The following is a 15,845-nucleotide window of genomic DNA, read 5'->3' as shown; positions in this document are numbered from 1 at the left end:
GACGATGGTAACTACACTTCGTATAGTACTTATTTTTGCTTGAATATGTGTTCTCATCATGTATACAATATGTTAATAACTATACTAAAGTTAAAGTTCTAAACATCCAAACAAGATAGTAAAAAGCAGAACAAACAAGGTGTAGCGTTTCATATACTTATCTCGCTGGGGACTTTATACATGCTTAATTGGCCACAAAAAGCCGCGGTTGCATTACTGGAGTATGGTGTACATGACTCCCACAATGCCACCAATCGGCAGCGTATTGTGGTTGCCAACTTTTTTTCTATCATTGGCTACAGCATCACATTTTTGATGTCAATTTCAGCTTTTGTTAATAATAACCACGCATTAGGGATTAGTCTTTTTATAGCAGGGTGTATATTTGCATTTGCTCATTTTTTAAATGGCTTTGTTAAGCACGAAAATAGCTACAAGTGGTCAGCCAATATCGTGCAAACATGCTTAATTGTTTTGATGCTTTATTTGGTATATTCCGGCGGAAAAAGCAATACTGGCCCTCTGTGGATATACATAGTCCCTCCCGTCGTATTCTTTTTTGGTGGTTTGAAATTAGGTGGTACATATTTATTTCTTTTTTTAACAGTAGTTGGAATGATGTTGTTTTACCCAGCAGATTCCTTTTTGGCAACGAGCTATACCTTTGATTTCGCATCGAGAATATTATTTTCATTTTTAACGGTAAGTCTTTTGTTTGGTTTTTACGAATATAGCCGTCAATTAGCCATTAGACATACCCAACAATTAAGCGACAAATTTGAAAAACAAGCAATGACCGACCCCTTAACCAAAGCACCAAATAGAAGGGGGATGAAAGAACATTTACTGCATGAATATGCTCGCTCAAAGCGCAGTGGACGTAATGCTTGTATATTACTCTGTGATATCGACTATTTTAAAGAAATTAACGATAAATTTGGTCATGATGGTGGTGACCATGCACTAGTAGAATTAACAAAACTATTAAAGATGAACTTGCGAGAACAAGACAAGCTAGCCCGATGGGGCGGGGAGGAATTTTTAATCCTACTTCCCGAAACTGCACAAAAGCAAGCTTACGCACTGGCAGAGCGATTACGAGCCGCTATCGACAACTCGCCTGTCAGTTACAATACAAAACAAATACACATGAGTATGAGTGTAGGTTTGGCCATACTTGACCCCGAGCAATCAGTCGATAATGCTATTAACGAAGCGGATAAAAAACTTTATAAAGCCAAGGAAGCAGGTCGCAATAAAGTCCTTTAGTCACAGTAATTCTAGTGAAGGCATGTTGAAACTATACAACTAATCGCTCACACATTAATCCAACCTATAATTGGAATTTAGAAACAATGTTCGCCAACTGCACTGCTTGTCCTTGCATGCTTTCAGATGCTGCTGCCGCTTCTTCTACCAAGGCAGCATTTTGTTGAGTTCCATCATCCATTTGTTTAATAGCATTCCCAAGCTCAGAGATACTAGCCGCCTGCTCAGAGGATGCAGTATCTATTTGCGACATTATTTTGTTTACTTCAGTCACCGAGGTAACAATTTGTTCCATTGTTCCACCCGACTCCTCTACCAAACCATTCCCTTCTTCTATTTTTGTGACTGAATCGGTAATTAATTCTTTAATGTCTTTTGCTGCATTGGCTGAACGCTGCGCCAAATTTCTTACTTCAGTTGCAACAACCGCAAATCCGCGGCCTTGTTCACCCGCTCTAGCTGCTTCAACCGCTGCATTTAGTGCCAATATGTTGGTCTGAAAGGCAATCCCATCAATCACACTGATAATATCAGATATTTTACGTGACGATTCTGTAATAGAGGCCATATTCGTCACGACTTTCTCAATCACATCGCCGCCTTTTGTCGCAACCTGCGAAGCTTGAACAGCTAGTCTATTTGCTTGATTTGCATTTTTAGAATTTTCTCCCACCGCGCTGGTAAGCTCTTCCATTGTAGAAGCGGTTTCCTCAATGCTAGCAGCTTGTTTCTCGGTTCTTACCGATAAATCAGAATTACCTTTTGCGATTTCAGTGGAAGCATTTTTGATCGTGACAGATGCTTCATTCATTTCTTCAATAATACCCAATAGGTTTTGGATAAAACTATTTAAAGCATGTCCTAAGCTATAAAGCTCGTTTTGCTGATCGATGTCAATGTTTGCGGTAAGATCACCAGCAGCCAGTTTATCAATCACCTTACGTATAGATTCAATCGTTTCTTTACGTTCAGTTACATTTGCCGCATATTTTACAACTTTATAAGGCTTGCCGTTATCATCAAAGACTGGATTATAAGATGCTTGCAACCATATAATTGAACCGTCTTTTCTGACTCGTTTTATTTCATCGGCAAAAAATATGCCCTTGTTAAGATCATCCCAAAGCGCTTTGTATTTATCGCTCTTGGCATCATTTTTGGTCATAAATATACGGTGATGATTACCAACGATTTCATTTAACTGGTAACCAGCAGCCGCTAAAAAGTTATCATTTGCGGTCCTAATTGTGCCGTCCATATCAAACTCAATAACCGCCTGAGACCTATTAATCGCATCTACCTGGCCAATAAAGTCTATTGTTTGGCGTTTATTTTCTGTAATGTCTGTCGCAAATTTTATAACACTCGTAACCTTGCCATGTTTATCAAATAAAGGATTGTAAGAGGCAGATAGCCAAATTTCCCGATTTCCTTTAGCAATGCGTTTGAATTCTGCTTGAAAAAATTCACCTTTTTCTAAACGCTGCCAAAACGCTTTATATTCGGCAGAATTTTTCTCGTTTTCAGGCATAAACAAACTATGGTGTTGGCCTATTAATTCTGACAATTCATAACCCATACCCGCTAAAAAGTTATCATTTGCACTTTTTATAATCCCTTTGGGCGTAAATTCTATGACCGCTTGAGATTGGTCAATCGATGCTACTATCGATGATTTCTTTTTAAGAACAGTCGTATCTATCCACTCTACCATTATGCCTACATATGTTTGCTGCGAGCTATACAAAGGGACAAAATTCAAAGTACAGTGAAATTGGTCAAACTCAAGTTCAAATGATTGCTTATTTAATTTATTAGCAGTTGAGCCACCAAACTGCTGTGGCTTGATGAACGCGTTAACATTGTAATTTTCGATCGTGGCTAAGTTAAAATCACGAAGGCAAGAATGAATATCTTGGGAATATTTTCCGAGTAAAGACTTTGCAGCGTCGTTTGCAAAACTTATCATTCCTTTTGTATCACAAAGTAAGCTAGGCATTGAGCTAGAAATCATTACTTGTTTATACTGTGTGAGCAAATTTTCTTGCTCCGAACTTGTATCTTTTGCAGCTTGTTGCTCTGACACACTGATCTTAAATTTATTGAAAATGCTCAAAATTTTTCTCTCTATAGAGTTGCACTAATTGGCCTTAACATTCAATCGGCGCAACAGTGAAGATACTTAAGCTTATTTTGTAAAATAGTTCATCTTTGCTGATTTATTATTGCTTCGGTAATAAAAGCACCTCAAACAACTAAAATTAGGGGGTAATCAAACGAAATATAGGTGCTATTACTCATGTAATATTTGTTATGAAGTTTATCATTGAACAAGTGATTGGAAGAAGCTAACACAATGAGGAAAGAATATGCTTATTACACTAAAAAAAATGATGACACTTATTAGTTTAATATTTTTGGGTTTCGCTGCATCTCAAAGCGCTCAAGCAACATTATTACTGGCTGGTGAAACAATTGACGTGACCGCTACGACCTTCGCGGAACAACCTAGGTTAGGCGGTTCAGTATTACATGACGAAATAATCGACGACTTTGCCATTATTGGAGGCAATCCCTTTTTCCAAGTTGGCGTGGCTGTGCAAAATCGCGTGGTTCGCTCAACAATGACGGGGGAGTTGATTTTTAGTCCACGTATTATTTCCTTATTCAACAATACCAGCGGAAATTTTTTAATCGATTCCGCCACCATTTTTGGTTATTCCGATTTTTCACTCGATGTGAATTATCGTACCGATGGTTTGGGCGACAGAGGGCCAAACCAAGCAAGTCGCTCAGCTGATGGTGACACCCTCAACTTTAACTTTTTCACTCCCTTAGTGGTTTCAAATTTGTTCCCAAACCCACAAGAGGATAGTTACTTCTTCAGCTTATACTCTAACGCGACCTCTTATTCCTTGGACGGACGCATGATAATAAGAGGCCGTCATCTAGATTACCCCGGTGAATCATTTACCTTATCGTACGCAAACATCGCCATCCCGACTATTGCTCAGGTCAGTTCACCAGCTATTTTCGTTTTGTTCTTTTGTGCTTTGGTGTTTACTTTGCGCAGTAAACTATTCGACAAAACTTATGTGAGGCGTTAGCCATAGGGTTTGACCGCATGCTTCAGTGATTGTTGTAACTGAAGCATGACCCACTCACTTGTATGCCCGTGCCATTTTGTTTATTCTTTTTATTCCTTCCCGCGGATATTTAAAAGGCCGATAAGCATGCAACGCTATTTAAGCTCTCTGATCATACTGGTACTTGGCGTTTATTTGCTTGGGTTTCATGCCTTTGCGGTTGATGATAATCAATATACCGCTATCACCGGCGGTATGCTGATAGACGGCTACGAAACGCCACCTATTCACAACGCAACAGTGTTGATTAAAGGCAATATCATCATAGATGCAGGTCCTGCCCATACTATTGAGATACCTGAAGGAACGACACTAATTGATGCGAGAGGCAAAACGGTGTTACCCGGGCTGATTGACTTACACATGCATCTCGACTTAATTGGCCATGGCGACTACGACGAATATTATAGCTATATAAAAGGCACAGAACGTTTAGCTGAAATAATGCCCATTGCAGCTAAACAAATGTTGCGAGCTGGCATTACTAGTGCTGTTGATCTGGGCAGTCCCTTGTCGATTCTAGACATTAAAGAAGCTATCAACAAAGGGAATATCTTGGGCCCAAGACTGTCGGTTTCAGGCCCCTGGATAACGCGAATAAAGCTCGGTGGAGTGCCCGATTCATATCAAATAGTGATTGACTCACCCAAGCAAGCGGCAAAGCAGGCCCAATACTTAATTGACCAAGGTGTTGATGTGATTAAATTATGGTTAGGGCTAACGCTGGAAGACTATAAAGCTGTGGTAAAAGTGGCTCATCAAAACAACATTAAAGTGCATGCGCATTTATATAAAGTAGATGCTATACGTAATGCCTTAAAAGCTAAAATTGATGTATTGCAGCATGTCGGCAGTGCAAAAATGCCGCCATATCCCGAGGATTTACTGCACCAAATAGCCGAGTCTCGCACGCCCGTTATACAAACCATTGCACATCGAATTTGGGTGTATCCTGCAACTTTAAGTAATCCGGGGCGTCTTGACACACCACAAATGCAAAGCGATATGCCCGCCGACCTTTATCAAGAATTACAACGCAGCTTTACTCATTTCCACCGGCTTGGTTATTTTCACGACACACCCGACGAAATACGCAACGCCAAGATTAACGCTAAACAGTTTATTAACAGTAACGCTTATATTGGCGTAGGCACCGATGCCGCCAGCCCTCTTAATTTTCATTCTGATGCCATATGGCGAGAAATGTCGGCGCTCGTCGACAGCGGCATGACCGAATCTAGAGTCATTACCGCAGCCACCAAAACAAACGCTGAAATTTTAGGAAAAGGCGATCAGCTCGGCACAGTTGAGGCCGGTAAACTTGCCGACATCATTATTGTTGATGGCAACCCCTTGTTTGATATCAACATGCTCAAATATGTCGACACCGTCATTAAAAACGGTGAGGTACAGGTGTTTGAGTAGTTTGAATGCATGGTTTAGCGAGCTCCGACTCGTCAATGTCAATACTTGAAGATGCTTTAGAAGCCATGCAAAGAGTAAAAAAAGGATGTATCGATGGGGAAACAAGAAATCCCCTCAAACATACTGATGGAGACAGAAATGAATACTGGACAATAGAAATTTATACACACAACCATAATGGGTCTTGTGGCAATTAATTAACTAATTTCAAAGTTGCAAAAAATGGCGCTCCCGACGCGATTCGAACGCGTGACCTACGGCTTCGGAGGCTAATAATGAAGTGTCATACTATTTTTAATAAATCTGCTGTTTTTGCTGATCTAATTTTAGACAGCTAAGAGGCAGTTTCCGGACGGATTGTGCACTATTTATTAGATACATCCCTCTCGTCATTGGAAACATCCCTCTCGTCATTCCCGCGAAAGCGGGAACCTCCCGCAATCAAGGCGTGATTTATAAAAAACAACGTATTTGAGCTTTTTTGAAAATGGCTTTTATTATATTTATTAAGCTGTTTTAGAGGTTCCCACTTTCGTGGGAATGACCTAGGATGTTTATAAATTTGAGGTATAGCTATCTCTGCTTTTGGGATGCTTTTTGTCTGATTGCTACAGGTGCTTTTAGTTATGAAATTATAATTCTGAGCGTCTGGAATGGATGCAAATTAACAAATTTATTGACATTGCGACGCTCAATAGATTATATATTGTCACCATGTATGACATTACTTAAAAATAAGAGCTATGGAATTTAAACGAACACCAGAAGAACGATTTGAAAACTTACAAGGTTATTCATTTGCTCCGAATTATATGGAAATTGATGATACTGAGGGAGGTTTATTAAGACTCCATTATCTAGACAAAGGCCCACGCGATGGTAAGATAATTCTTCTTATGCACGGTCAACCCATGTGGAGTTATCTGTATAGAGATATGATCCCTTTATTAGTGGATTCTGGATATAGAGTGATTGCTCCAGACCTTATCGGATTTGGCCGCTCAGATAAGCCGACACAGCAAAGTGACCATACATATGCAAGACATGTTACTTGGATCGGTCAATGGTTTGAAAAAATGAATGTTTCTGATGTAACTGTATTTCTTCAAGACTGGGGAGCCAACATTGGACTAAGGATAGTCGCAAATAATAAAAGTAAATTCTCGAGCGTAGTTTTATCAAATGGAGGGTTAGTGGCCGGTCCAATACCAAGTGAAATGGTTGGATTTTTGAGGGAGGCCTATAAAACCTTACCCGTCGTTAAAGCATCAGAATTGGATGGTAAATTTAGAGATAGAACTGGTTTTCCTGGTTTTTTATATTGGCGGAAGTTTGCTGCTGAAAGCAGTGAATTTTTAGACATTAGTTGTATGTTGGATCAGATAGGCTCTGCTCGAAAACTCACCGACTCTGAAAAACTTGCATTTAATGCTCCATTTCCAGATGAAAGCTTCATGGCAGCAGTAAGAGTCTTTCCTTCTTTAGTACCTTTATTCCCGGATGACGCTGAAGTAGAAGAAAACAAACAGGCACTTTCTAGTCTAACTGACTTCGACAAACCATTCTTACTAGCATTTTCTGATGATGATCCTGTCAGTAAAGGTTTGGGCAAAGCGTTTTTACAAAATGTTCCTGGTTGTAAGGACATGCCACATAGAAGAATATCTCCTGCAGGTCACTTCGTTCAACAAGATCAGCCTGAGCAGTGCGTAGAGGCGATTAGAGACGTACTGACATGTTGAACTCATAACAACCAACTCTGAATTGGCGTTAAGTTATTAACATGGAGTGATTTAATACCATACCTTAAGCTAGCTTAACGCCTAAACCAGATCGTTCTAACTTGGGTCCGAAAGAAGATTCCATTAAATTACCCATACCCAATTCTGTCAAGAGTGCATCTACACTCTGTTTTTGATCAACATCAAAGCGATCGTATTCACTTTTTATTCTCTGCATCATCCAGAGTGTATAACTGAAAACATTGCGCCTAAAGACGCCCTCTCCCATCGGAAATTCAACATTCTTAAATTGCCTAGGCAACCTATCTCCTTTCACCTTATTTGCTTTTATTACGTATTGTTTAGACAGTTCAACGGTAGTGTTAACCATAGGAATAAACTCATTTGCCACAGTATGTAAAATTGGCAATAGCGTTTCAGGCAATTTATCATTTGCCGAAAGCTTGTCATAGTCGTCGAAACCACCATGGGTTCGAGAGACCCAATTCCTAAGGTTGGGCAGTTTATCCATGAGCTCCTTTTTAGGCCAAGGGTCTCTATTTAAATGACCATACATGGGGCCAAGTAAACCATAATCTGCAATTGTCGGGCGATTGCCTAAAAGGTACTTTTGTGATGAAAAATGAGTATCGAGTGCCTTCAGTTGCTCACGTAACCACATATCTATGATTTTCACTTGTGAATCTGATACGCCCATGCTTGACAAATACAAACGCATGCGGGCCATTCCAGTCTTTTCAATCGCAAACTCTCTAATGAATTTGGGAAAAAAGGGAAGTAGAGCTTTGCCTCCTTCATTTTTAAAGACTGAGAAAGATTCAGGGAACAACCATCTTGTATACAGCGCCGGCGTTAGCCAACTATCGTCAAACCATGCCTCTAGTAGCATTGAAATAATTTTTAATCGTGGTGTGGTGACTTCAATAGACGGTTGTGGATGAATTCTCTCTAGTTTTTCAATTATCTCGGTCGTATCAGACAACCACTCTCCTGTATCTGTTTTTATGACAGGCATTGAAGAGGAACCTATTACCTTTGGAAATCGATACATCAAATCAATAAAGTTTGGATCTTTATGAATGTATTCGATTTTCTTGTAATTTAAGTATCCTCTTAACTTCCCGGCAAAGTAGGACAATTCCCATCCGTAAAAGGTATAAGCTTTTCCCAAGGTTTTGACTCCAAAGTTTATTGACTATATATTGACACATAATGTGACATTAATATAACCGTCCAAATTTGCAAGTAATTTCGATTCCTCTGAATCGGTTTTGAATCAGACAAGGAAATTAGAGGGCTATGAAAAATACGATCAGATCACTCGTTACAGAGTTTTTATTGAGCGATTCAAGACAAGCTAGAATACGAAATCAGTTTGAAAAGAAAAGACAACAAGCAGGCTACTCCCATTGCTTAAATGTGTACATTGCGATTGACGATCCCGCAAGCTATCTTCTTTTACAAGTTCTCCCTGAACTAAAACAACGTTTTGGTGTTGAGCTTGACGTCAAAACTGTTAAAAAACGCCAACTTGATATGTTTCCTGAACCTCAACTTTGGGACAAAAATGTATTAGAAGACTGTCAAAAGATGGCTGGTTTGTATGGTTTGAAAGCTCCAATGCTAGTCACCGAAAACACACAATTACTTATGCAGGCAAGCCTTCAACTAGTCGCTTGGGAGTCAAAACCTGATTTCTTAAAGCTTGCAACCTCACTATTTGATGCGTTTTGGAGAGAAAGTAAAAGCGATGTTCAAAACTTACTTAGTGGAGACATGCAGCTAAACCGAAAATTATATGTTAGCCAACTTCTCAAAAATGAGAAACTGCTGAAAAAAGGCGGACATTATTTATCTGCAACCATTAACTATGGAGATGAATGGTATTGGGGACTAGAGCGCTTGCAGCACCTCGAAAATAGGCTCAATAGTCTTATTGTAAGCAACCACTCAGATAAACTCGTAAAATACGACAGACTCCATAAGCTTTACCTACCTTTTTCCGAGAGTGCAATAACTTCCCAAAGTAGGAGAATGAACTTGGAGATTTTTTTCTCTGTTCGCAGTCCTTATTCTTATTTGGGTTTAATGAAATCAGCGAAATTAGCAAAACATTACAACATCAGTCTTATTCTTAAACCTGTATTACCGATGATGATGAGAGGCTTAAAAGTTCCACCTAGGAAAGGATTGTATATAGCATTGGATACGAAACGTGAAGCAAAGTTGCTTGGACTTCCCTTCGGTAAAATTGCAGACCCTTTAGGAACTGGGGTCGAAAGATGTTACTCGCTATTCGAATATGCACGGGAAGAAGGTAAAGAGATTCAATACATGCAAAATTTTATGAGAGCAGTTTGGGGTGAAAGGACTAAGTCAGAAACGGACTCCGGTTTGAGAAAAATTGTTGAAGAGTCAGGCTTAGATTGGCAAAAAGCAAAGATGCTGATCAATAATCAGGGTTGGAAAAATTGGGCTAAATCAAATTTAGAAGAACTTTATTCATTAGGTCTGTGGGGAGTTCCATGTTTTCGTTTTTCTAACACTGTTGTTTTTGGTCAGGACAAATTGTCATTTGTCGAAGCCGAAATTCGAATGTCTTTAGATTTAGAATAATTACCAAATCAATTCTCTTATTGTTATTTCGTCAGTTGTTAAAGATAGTGTTACCAATGTACCGTCTTTTGATATTTCATAGTCTCCTGTAAAAACCCCATCTACCCCTTTAACAAACATTTCCTCCATTGTGATTAAAGGAAGGGGCGGAACTATGTGATTGAATAGCAGAAAATCAACTTTTGCTTCTTGAGCAACTGCAGCGGCCTCTAAAGGTGTAGCATGGTAATCGAGAATATCGTGAGTGATTTTTGCGATGTTGTTTCGTCCTGCGGCTTCTGCTTGTTCAGTTATCAACCCCAAGATTTCAGAAGAAAGCGCCTCATGAATCAATAAATCAGAACCTTTAGCATGCAATATAATATTTTCTGATTTTACAGTATCTCCGCTTATTACAACGGACCGGTTTTGGTAATCAATTCGGTACCCTACAGCGGCTTCAACAGGACTATGAGCTACTGAGAAAGCGGAAACTGTTAAGCCATTTAGTTCATAAACAGTCCTTAAAACACCTTTCTCTGGTTGTTCAAATGTCATTGATACTGCATCCCTTCCCCCTGGTGGCATGGTAATCATTCCATGGTGAGCCATTCTGTATTTGTCATCATGCGAATAGGCCTGATTGAAACCATCTACAACTTTCCCAAGGCCATTTGGCCCATAAATTTCTAATGGCTCTTTCGCTGAACTCGCCGCCCATCTTTGCATTATGATTTCTCCAAGCCCATCAATATGATCAGAGTGAAAATGAGTCAAAAACACAGCCCCAATCTGAGATTGTGGTATTTGGCCTAAAGACAAATTTCGTGAAGAACCTGAGCCCACATCAAAAACAAGCACTAAGTCGTTTACAATTATTGCCGTACATGGGCCTGAACGTTTTATATCTGGCATTGGTGACCCTGCACCACATATATACACATGTAAACCGTCACCCAATTGCTCTTTCAAGCTGGTTTCTAAATTCCCCTTAATCGTTTTCTTTAATAAAGCTATCGTGATGCTCTCTCTATTCATAAACGCAATTAATACAAAAGCTGCGGCTAATGCTACTAAACCGTATTTTTTCAATTTACACTCCTTATATTTTTCAAATTTTATTTGGGAGAGTTAGAAACTACATGTCTGGCCTTACCTACTGCTTTGAGGAGGAAAACAACTTATGGATAAGCTTGAAAAACAAGTTAGGTGCGATCCGCTTTAAAACGTTAGCTAACGATGCTTGTCTTCCAGCCATGATTACAATTGAATTTTTGGAAACAGCATCCAACGTTCTTTGTGCCAATTCAGCTGGAGTAATCGTGCTCTTTTCAAACATCTTCTGAACTTGTTTTCTGGACCGAGGGCTATCCATTCTGCCAAACAATTTCAAACTTGAGCCTATGGGTGTTTTAACGAACTCTGGGCAGACTGCGGTTACTCCAATATTTTTGGAATGTAGTTCATGCGCCAATGTTTCACTGATAGTAATAACACCTGCCTTTGTTGCGCTATAAGCGGCCATTCCAGCAAGATTTAATACTGATGAGGCTGAAGCGATATTGACAATGTGCCTAGAAACACCATCGTTCTCAGATTGTATAAGCATATCCGGCAATAGAGTCTGCAAAACAGAAACAACACCTTTAACGTTAAAAGCATAGAGGCGATCCCACTCTTCTAGAGGAGTCTCAACGAGTAGGCCAGCACTCACTATTCCTGCACTATTAACAACCAAATCGGCGCTAGGAGCAATATTGAGAACGATGTCTCTTAATAAACTTACTTGTTTAGGGTTAGTGACATCAATACTGGCAATGTGGATTTTAACTTTGTACTTTTCTGTTAATTCGCGCTTCACAGATGTAAGTTTCAATTCATCTCTGGCAATCAATAAAAGATCAAATCCTTCATTTGCGAGCGCTTCACCAATAGCTAGCCCAAGCCCACTAGACCCGCCAGTTATAACCGCTAACTTTTGATCGACATTACGAGTTTTCATTTTTTACTTTGAAGACCAGTCAATAATAGATATTGTCACATATAATGACATTTTAAATAAAAAGTCAATTTTATCTTCCAATTGCGGATAAACGAGTTCTTGCATCCAATTTATTGTTATGACATATTGTATGTCATAACTTATATTGGTACTAATTAGAGTGGAACTTACGCGTCCGAACTTTAGAGCAATCAGAATGCTTAGAAGCCTTTGAGCCCGAGCAGAAACGACAAATTAGGACAGCACTGGACACACTCAGCGGAGACCATGATGAATAAAACATTGGAAGCTTTAAACGAACTTAGTCTTGGAAATGCTTGCACAATCGATGCTGACAGAGATGCAAAACTAATGGAGTGCATCGATTTTGAAAGTCGCGGTATATGGATGGCCACGACTCCAGTTTCAAAAGGTGATTTTAAGAAAATTACCGATATGCCAACAGGTTTTGTTTTAACTGGACTTGCGACTCCTTCTTACGACTACTGCTTATTTAGAAGATCTACACTAGATAAAACTACAGTCACTCTAAAGTCCTTCGCAGGTTACGATTGGGTTCAAAACGCATATGTTGAAGATATGGAAGACGCTGAAAAAGATGGGCTGCCTAAGAAAGGCTTAATTGATAAAGATCACGTTCTAGCTTTTGATGCTGGTAGAACCCTTAAAGTCATGACCATTGGTACTAATGACTATGTTGAAGTGGTTGGATCAGGCAGAAATGATGATCAACTTGAGTTTCCCGAAGGAGCCACCTTAAGAGAGATCAAACTCAAAACGCCCTTGATTTTAGAATTACCACAACCCACTACCGTATATTTTTGGTTTCCAGCTAAAGGGCAAGAAACAAGAAGCTTTCAAGGCCCCGTTGCGCTGCCAAATGAATACAAGAATTAAGACTTAACATTTCGGTATTGATGTTGCAGGTAATCAGGCTTCTCCATAAACGGTATCTTTGGAAACCTGTCACCTTCAGTCAAATGACGACACTAATCTTACAATCAGGATAACAAAATGATTTGGGAAATTTTTATTACTGGAATTGCGTTAGAAGTCCTCTTTTTGCGGTGGTATTTCAATTGGAAAGGCCCAATGACGAAGAAAGAGATTGAAGACTTCATGGAAAAATTTCCTGAACTTCCATTCAGCTCCAATACCGATGCAGGCGTAATAAGACAGTTTCTTGAGGAAGATAACGGTAAAGATTTTTGCATGGCAAATTTCATAACCCTTAATAAGGGAAAAGTGAAAAACCCAGTAACGGGTGAATCACAGGATGCGTTGTCTGGAGCTCAATCATATATGAAGCAAATATTGCCTACATTGCTTAAGCATGGATGCCACCCAGTCCAACAAGCTTATCGAGTTGGTGGTCACATTGATACTTGGGGAACAGAAGACAAAATGGAGTTTCCAATGCTCGCGATGGTTCGCTGGCGCTCTCGTAGAGATTTCGCAAAAATCGTTGCTCCGAGCAGGCCAAAAGGTTCAAAAGGAGCTCTTGAAACCAAAGTATCGTCAATGAAAAACACCCTGAATGTACCAATTGAAATTAAAGTTTCATTATTCATGCGACCCCAGTATTCAGTCCCGTTGCTAATACTTTTAATGTGCTGCATTGCACAGATAGCGTTAACCACTATTTAGAGATTTAATAAAATGAAAATCACAGAAATTTGGGTAAACAAAAAGAACTTCCGAGAAACTAAAGTGGTTTGTAAGGACGCCCCTCAATTAGATGAAGGTTGCATTAGAGTAAGAATTGACAAGTTTGCATTAACTTCAAACAACGTCAGTTATGCGGTAAGCGGTGAGTTGTTCAAGTATTGGCAGTTTTATCCCACAGGTATGGATGAGAAATGGGGAAATGTAACGGTTTGGGGCATGGCAGATGTTATCGAAAGTAGTCACAATGATATTAGTGTAGGTGAGAGAATCAATGGTTTTTTCCCAATGGCAAGCCATACAGACTTGCAAATAGGTAAAGCTAAAGATCAATTTTTGATAGACACGTCTGAACATAGACTATCACTTCCACCGCTCTACAATAATTATCCCAGATGTCAGTCAGAGCCAGAAATGATGAAGATGCTCGAAATTGAGCGTTGTGTGCTGTTTCCGCTTTACATGACTGGTTACGTGCTAGCAGATTTCGCTCAATGCAACGATTATTTCGAAGCAGAGCAAATTATCGTCGGTTCTGTCTCTTCAAAAACAGGCTACAGTACTGCAGCTTTCCTCAGAGAGAATGGGTACAAAGGCAAAGTCGTCGGGCTTACGTCGCCTCGCAACATAGAGTTTGTTCGAAGTTTGGAAGTTTGTGACGAGCTAATTACCTATGCTGATGTAGAGCAGATCCAAAAGATTCCTAGTCTTTACCTAGATATGTCTGGAAACAAAGGTGTTATTTCGGCACTACATAATCACCTTAAAAACGATATCAAGTCGAGCCAATTGGTTGGCGCTACTCATTGGGACAGTACGCAATTCGAATACAAACTTCCTGGGCCAAAACCCGAACTATATTTCACACCTACACACGCTGAGAAGCGAGCGAAGGAACTCGGTGCTGCTGTTTTTATTCAGCAAAATTTCATGGCCTCAGCACAACTATCAATAAAACTTAAAAGTCTGCTGAAGAATGAATTCCACCGCGGCACCGAACAGGCTATTTCTATTTGGGAAGGTCTGTTGGATAACAAAGTCGATGGTCAACGCGGAATCATGATCTCTTTGAACGAAGACTAGAGTAGTTAAAAATGAAAGTACTGCGTACCCCTGATAAGCATTTTCAAAGTCTTCCAGATTTCGATTTTGAGCCAACATACACTGTGATACATGACGCAGACGGTACTGAATTGAGGATACACAGTGTCGATATAGGCCCCCGCGATGCTGAACCAATATTGTTAATGCATGGGAATCCAAGTTGGGCGTATTTGTACCGTCATGTCATCAAAGGCCTAATACCAACGGGTAAAAGGATTATTGCAATAGACTTAGTTGGTCTTGGTAAATCAGATAAGCCAGCAAAGAGAAGCTATTACTCTGTTGAAAGACATTTAGATTGGTTAACTAAATGGCTAGAAACAAACAATTTGAATAACATTACATTAGTATGCCAAGACTGGGGTGGTGTATTAGGCTTATGGCTAGTCGCGAATTATCCTGAAAGATTCTCACGAGTATTTGCGACAAACACGACTGTTCCTATTGGTGACGGCGGCAATAAAGTTCTAAGAATTTGGCAAACTGTCATGAAATGGATGCCTTGTTTTCCGTGGAAGGTAGCTTTTGCCCCCTCCTTCCAAAGTAAAACACTGTCTACTGAGGAATACAAAGCGTATTTAGCGCCTTTTCCACAATGGAAATATCAATCTGGAATAATGCAATTCCCACAATTGATACCAGTCTTTGCAAACAATCCTGCTGTGCCAATCTTTAAAGATGCTTGGCAAAAACTGGGTAATTTCAAAAAGCCGTTCTTAACTGTTTTTGGTACGCATGACCCCATCACAAAAGGCGAAGAAAAGAGATTGCAAGCGCATATACCAGGCTGCAAAGGTCAAGCTCATGAAAGACTCTATAAGATTGGTCATTTTTCACCAGAGGAAGCCCCTGAGCTACTAGTCGAGCGTATTATTCCTTTTTTGGATGTCAATTAAC

13 protein-coding genes are annotated in these 15,845 nt (G+C 39.7%); 9 read left to right on the top strand and 4 right to left on the bottom strand.

The annotated features are described in order from the left end of the window. Positions 1-180 precede the first annotated feature (180 nt). Entirely contained in the window at positions 181-1,269 is a 1,089-nt protein-coding gene (locus RM552_RS16655) for a GGDEF domain-containing protein (RefSeq protein ID WP_311370012.1), read from the top strand. A 64-nt stretch (positions 1,270-1,333) separates the two neighbouring features. Here the strand turns inward: RM552_RS16655 and RM552_RS16650 are convergent, their stop codons facing one another. Further along, positions 1,334-3,355, bottom strand: coding sequence for a methyl-accepting chemotaxis protein (locus RM552_RS16650; RefSeq protein WP_311370011.1), 2,022 nt, complete (start codon positions 3,353-3,355; stop codon positions 1,334-1,336). A gap of 283 nt (positions 3,356-3,638) precedes the next feature. Between RM552_RS16650 and RM552_RS16645 the strand changes: the two genes are divergently transcribed. From RM552_RS16645 to RM552_RS16635, 3 genes are all read left to right on the top strand, one after another. After that, complete coding sequence (locus tag RM552_RS16645) at positions 3,639-4,376, top strand: hypothetical protein (RefSeq protein WP_311370010.1); 738 nt, start codon at positions 3,639-3,641, stop codon at positions 4,374-4,376. A gap of 126 nt (positions 4,377-4,502) precedes the next feature. After that, the gene (locus tag RM552_RS16640; protein ID WP_311370009.1) at positions 4,503-5,840 is read left to right on the top strand and encodes an amidohydrolase family protein; all 1,338 of its coding nucleotides are present in this window, start codon (positions 4,503-4,505) and stop codon (positions 5,838-5,840) included. Between the two features lie 743 nt (positions 5,841-6,583). Then, positions 6,584-7,582, top strand: coding sequence for a haloalkane dehalogenase (locus tag RM552_RS16635; RefSeq protein ID WP_311370008.1), 999 nt, complete (start codon positions 6,584-6,586; stop codon positions 7,580-7,582). Positions 7,583-7,646: 64 nt separating this feature from the next. Here RM552_RS16635 and RM552_RS16630 read toward each other — a convergent pair whose 3' ends face one another. Continuing rightward, positions 7,647-8,720 (bottom strand): glutathione S-transferase, encoded by a 1,074-nt coding sequence (locus RM552_RS16630; RefSeq protein WP_311370007.1) that lies wholly within the window; start codon positions 8,718-8,720, stop codon positions 7,647-7,649. Positions 8,721-8,881: 161 nt separating this feature from the next. On the opposite strand from RM552_RS16630, the gene RM552_RS16625 reads away from it, so the two are divergent. Beyond that, the gene (locus tag RM552_RS16625; protein ID WP_311370006.1) at positions 8,882-10,198 is read left to right on the top strand and encodes a DsbA family protein; all 1,317 of its coding nucleotides are present in this window, start codon (positions 8,882-8,884) and stop codon (positions 10,196-10,198) included. Here RM552_RS16625 and RM552_RS16620 read toward each other — a convergent pair whose 3' ends face one another. Further along, entirely contained in the window at positions 10,199-11,269 is a 1,071-nt protein-coding gene (locus RM552_RS16620; RefSeq protein ID WP_311370005.1) for an MBL fold metallo-hydrolase, read from the bottom strand. A gap of 64 nt (positions 11,270-11,333) precedes the next feature. Continuing rightward, positions 11,334-12,179: an SDR family NAD(P)-dependent oxidoreductase gene (locus RM552_RS16615; RefSeq protein ID WP_311370004.1), complete on the bottom strand. Its 846-nt coding sequence runs from the start codon at positions 12,177-12,179 to the stop codon at positions 11,334-11,336. 270 nt (positions 12,180-12,449) lie between these two features. On the opposite strand from RM552_RS16615, the gene RM552_RS16610 reads away from it, so the two are divergent. The 4 genes from RM552_RS16610 (at position 12,450) to RM552_RS16595 (ending at position 15,844) form a co-directional block, all read left to right on the top strand. Then, the gene (locus tag RM552_RS16610; RefSeq protein ID WP_311370003.1) at positions 12,450-13,076 is read left to right on the top strand and encodes a hypothetical protein; all 627 of its coding nucleotides are present in this window, start codon (positions 12,450-12,452) and stop codon (positions 13,074-13,076) included. A 117-nt stretch (positions 13,077-13,193) separates the two neighbouring features. Beyond that, positions 13,194-13,826: a hypothetical protein gene (locus RM552_RS16605; RefSeq protein WP_311370002.1), complete on the top strand. Its 633-nt coding sequence runs from the start codon at positions 13,194-13,196 to the stop codon at positions 13,824-13,826. 12 nt (positions 13,827-13,838) lie between these two features. Next, entirely contained in the window at positions 13,839-14,927 is a 1,089-nt protein-coding gene (locus tag RM552_RS16600; protein WP_311370001.1) for a DUF2855 family protein, read from the top strand. A gap of 11 nt (positions 14,928-14,938) precedes the next feature. Beyond that, entirely contained in the window at positions 14,939-15,844 is a 906-nt protein-coding gene (locus RM552_RS16595; protein WP_311370000.1) for a haloalkane dehalogenase, read from the top strand. Position 15,845 lies beyond the last annotated feature (1 nt).

Source organism: Glaciecola petra, assembly GCF_031846345.1.
In the GTDB taxonomy this organism is placed as follows: Bacteria; Pseudomonadota; Gammaproteobacteria; order Enterobacterales; family Alteromonadaceae; genus Glaciecola; species Glaciecola petra.
The sequence above is the reverse complement of the archived record's forward strand: the minus strand, read 5'-3'. Positions and strand labels throughout refer to the sequence as shown.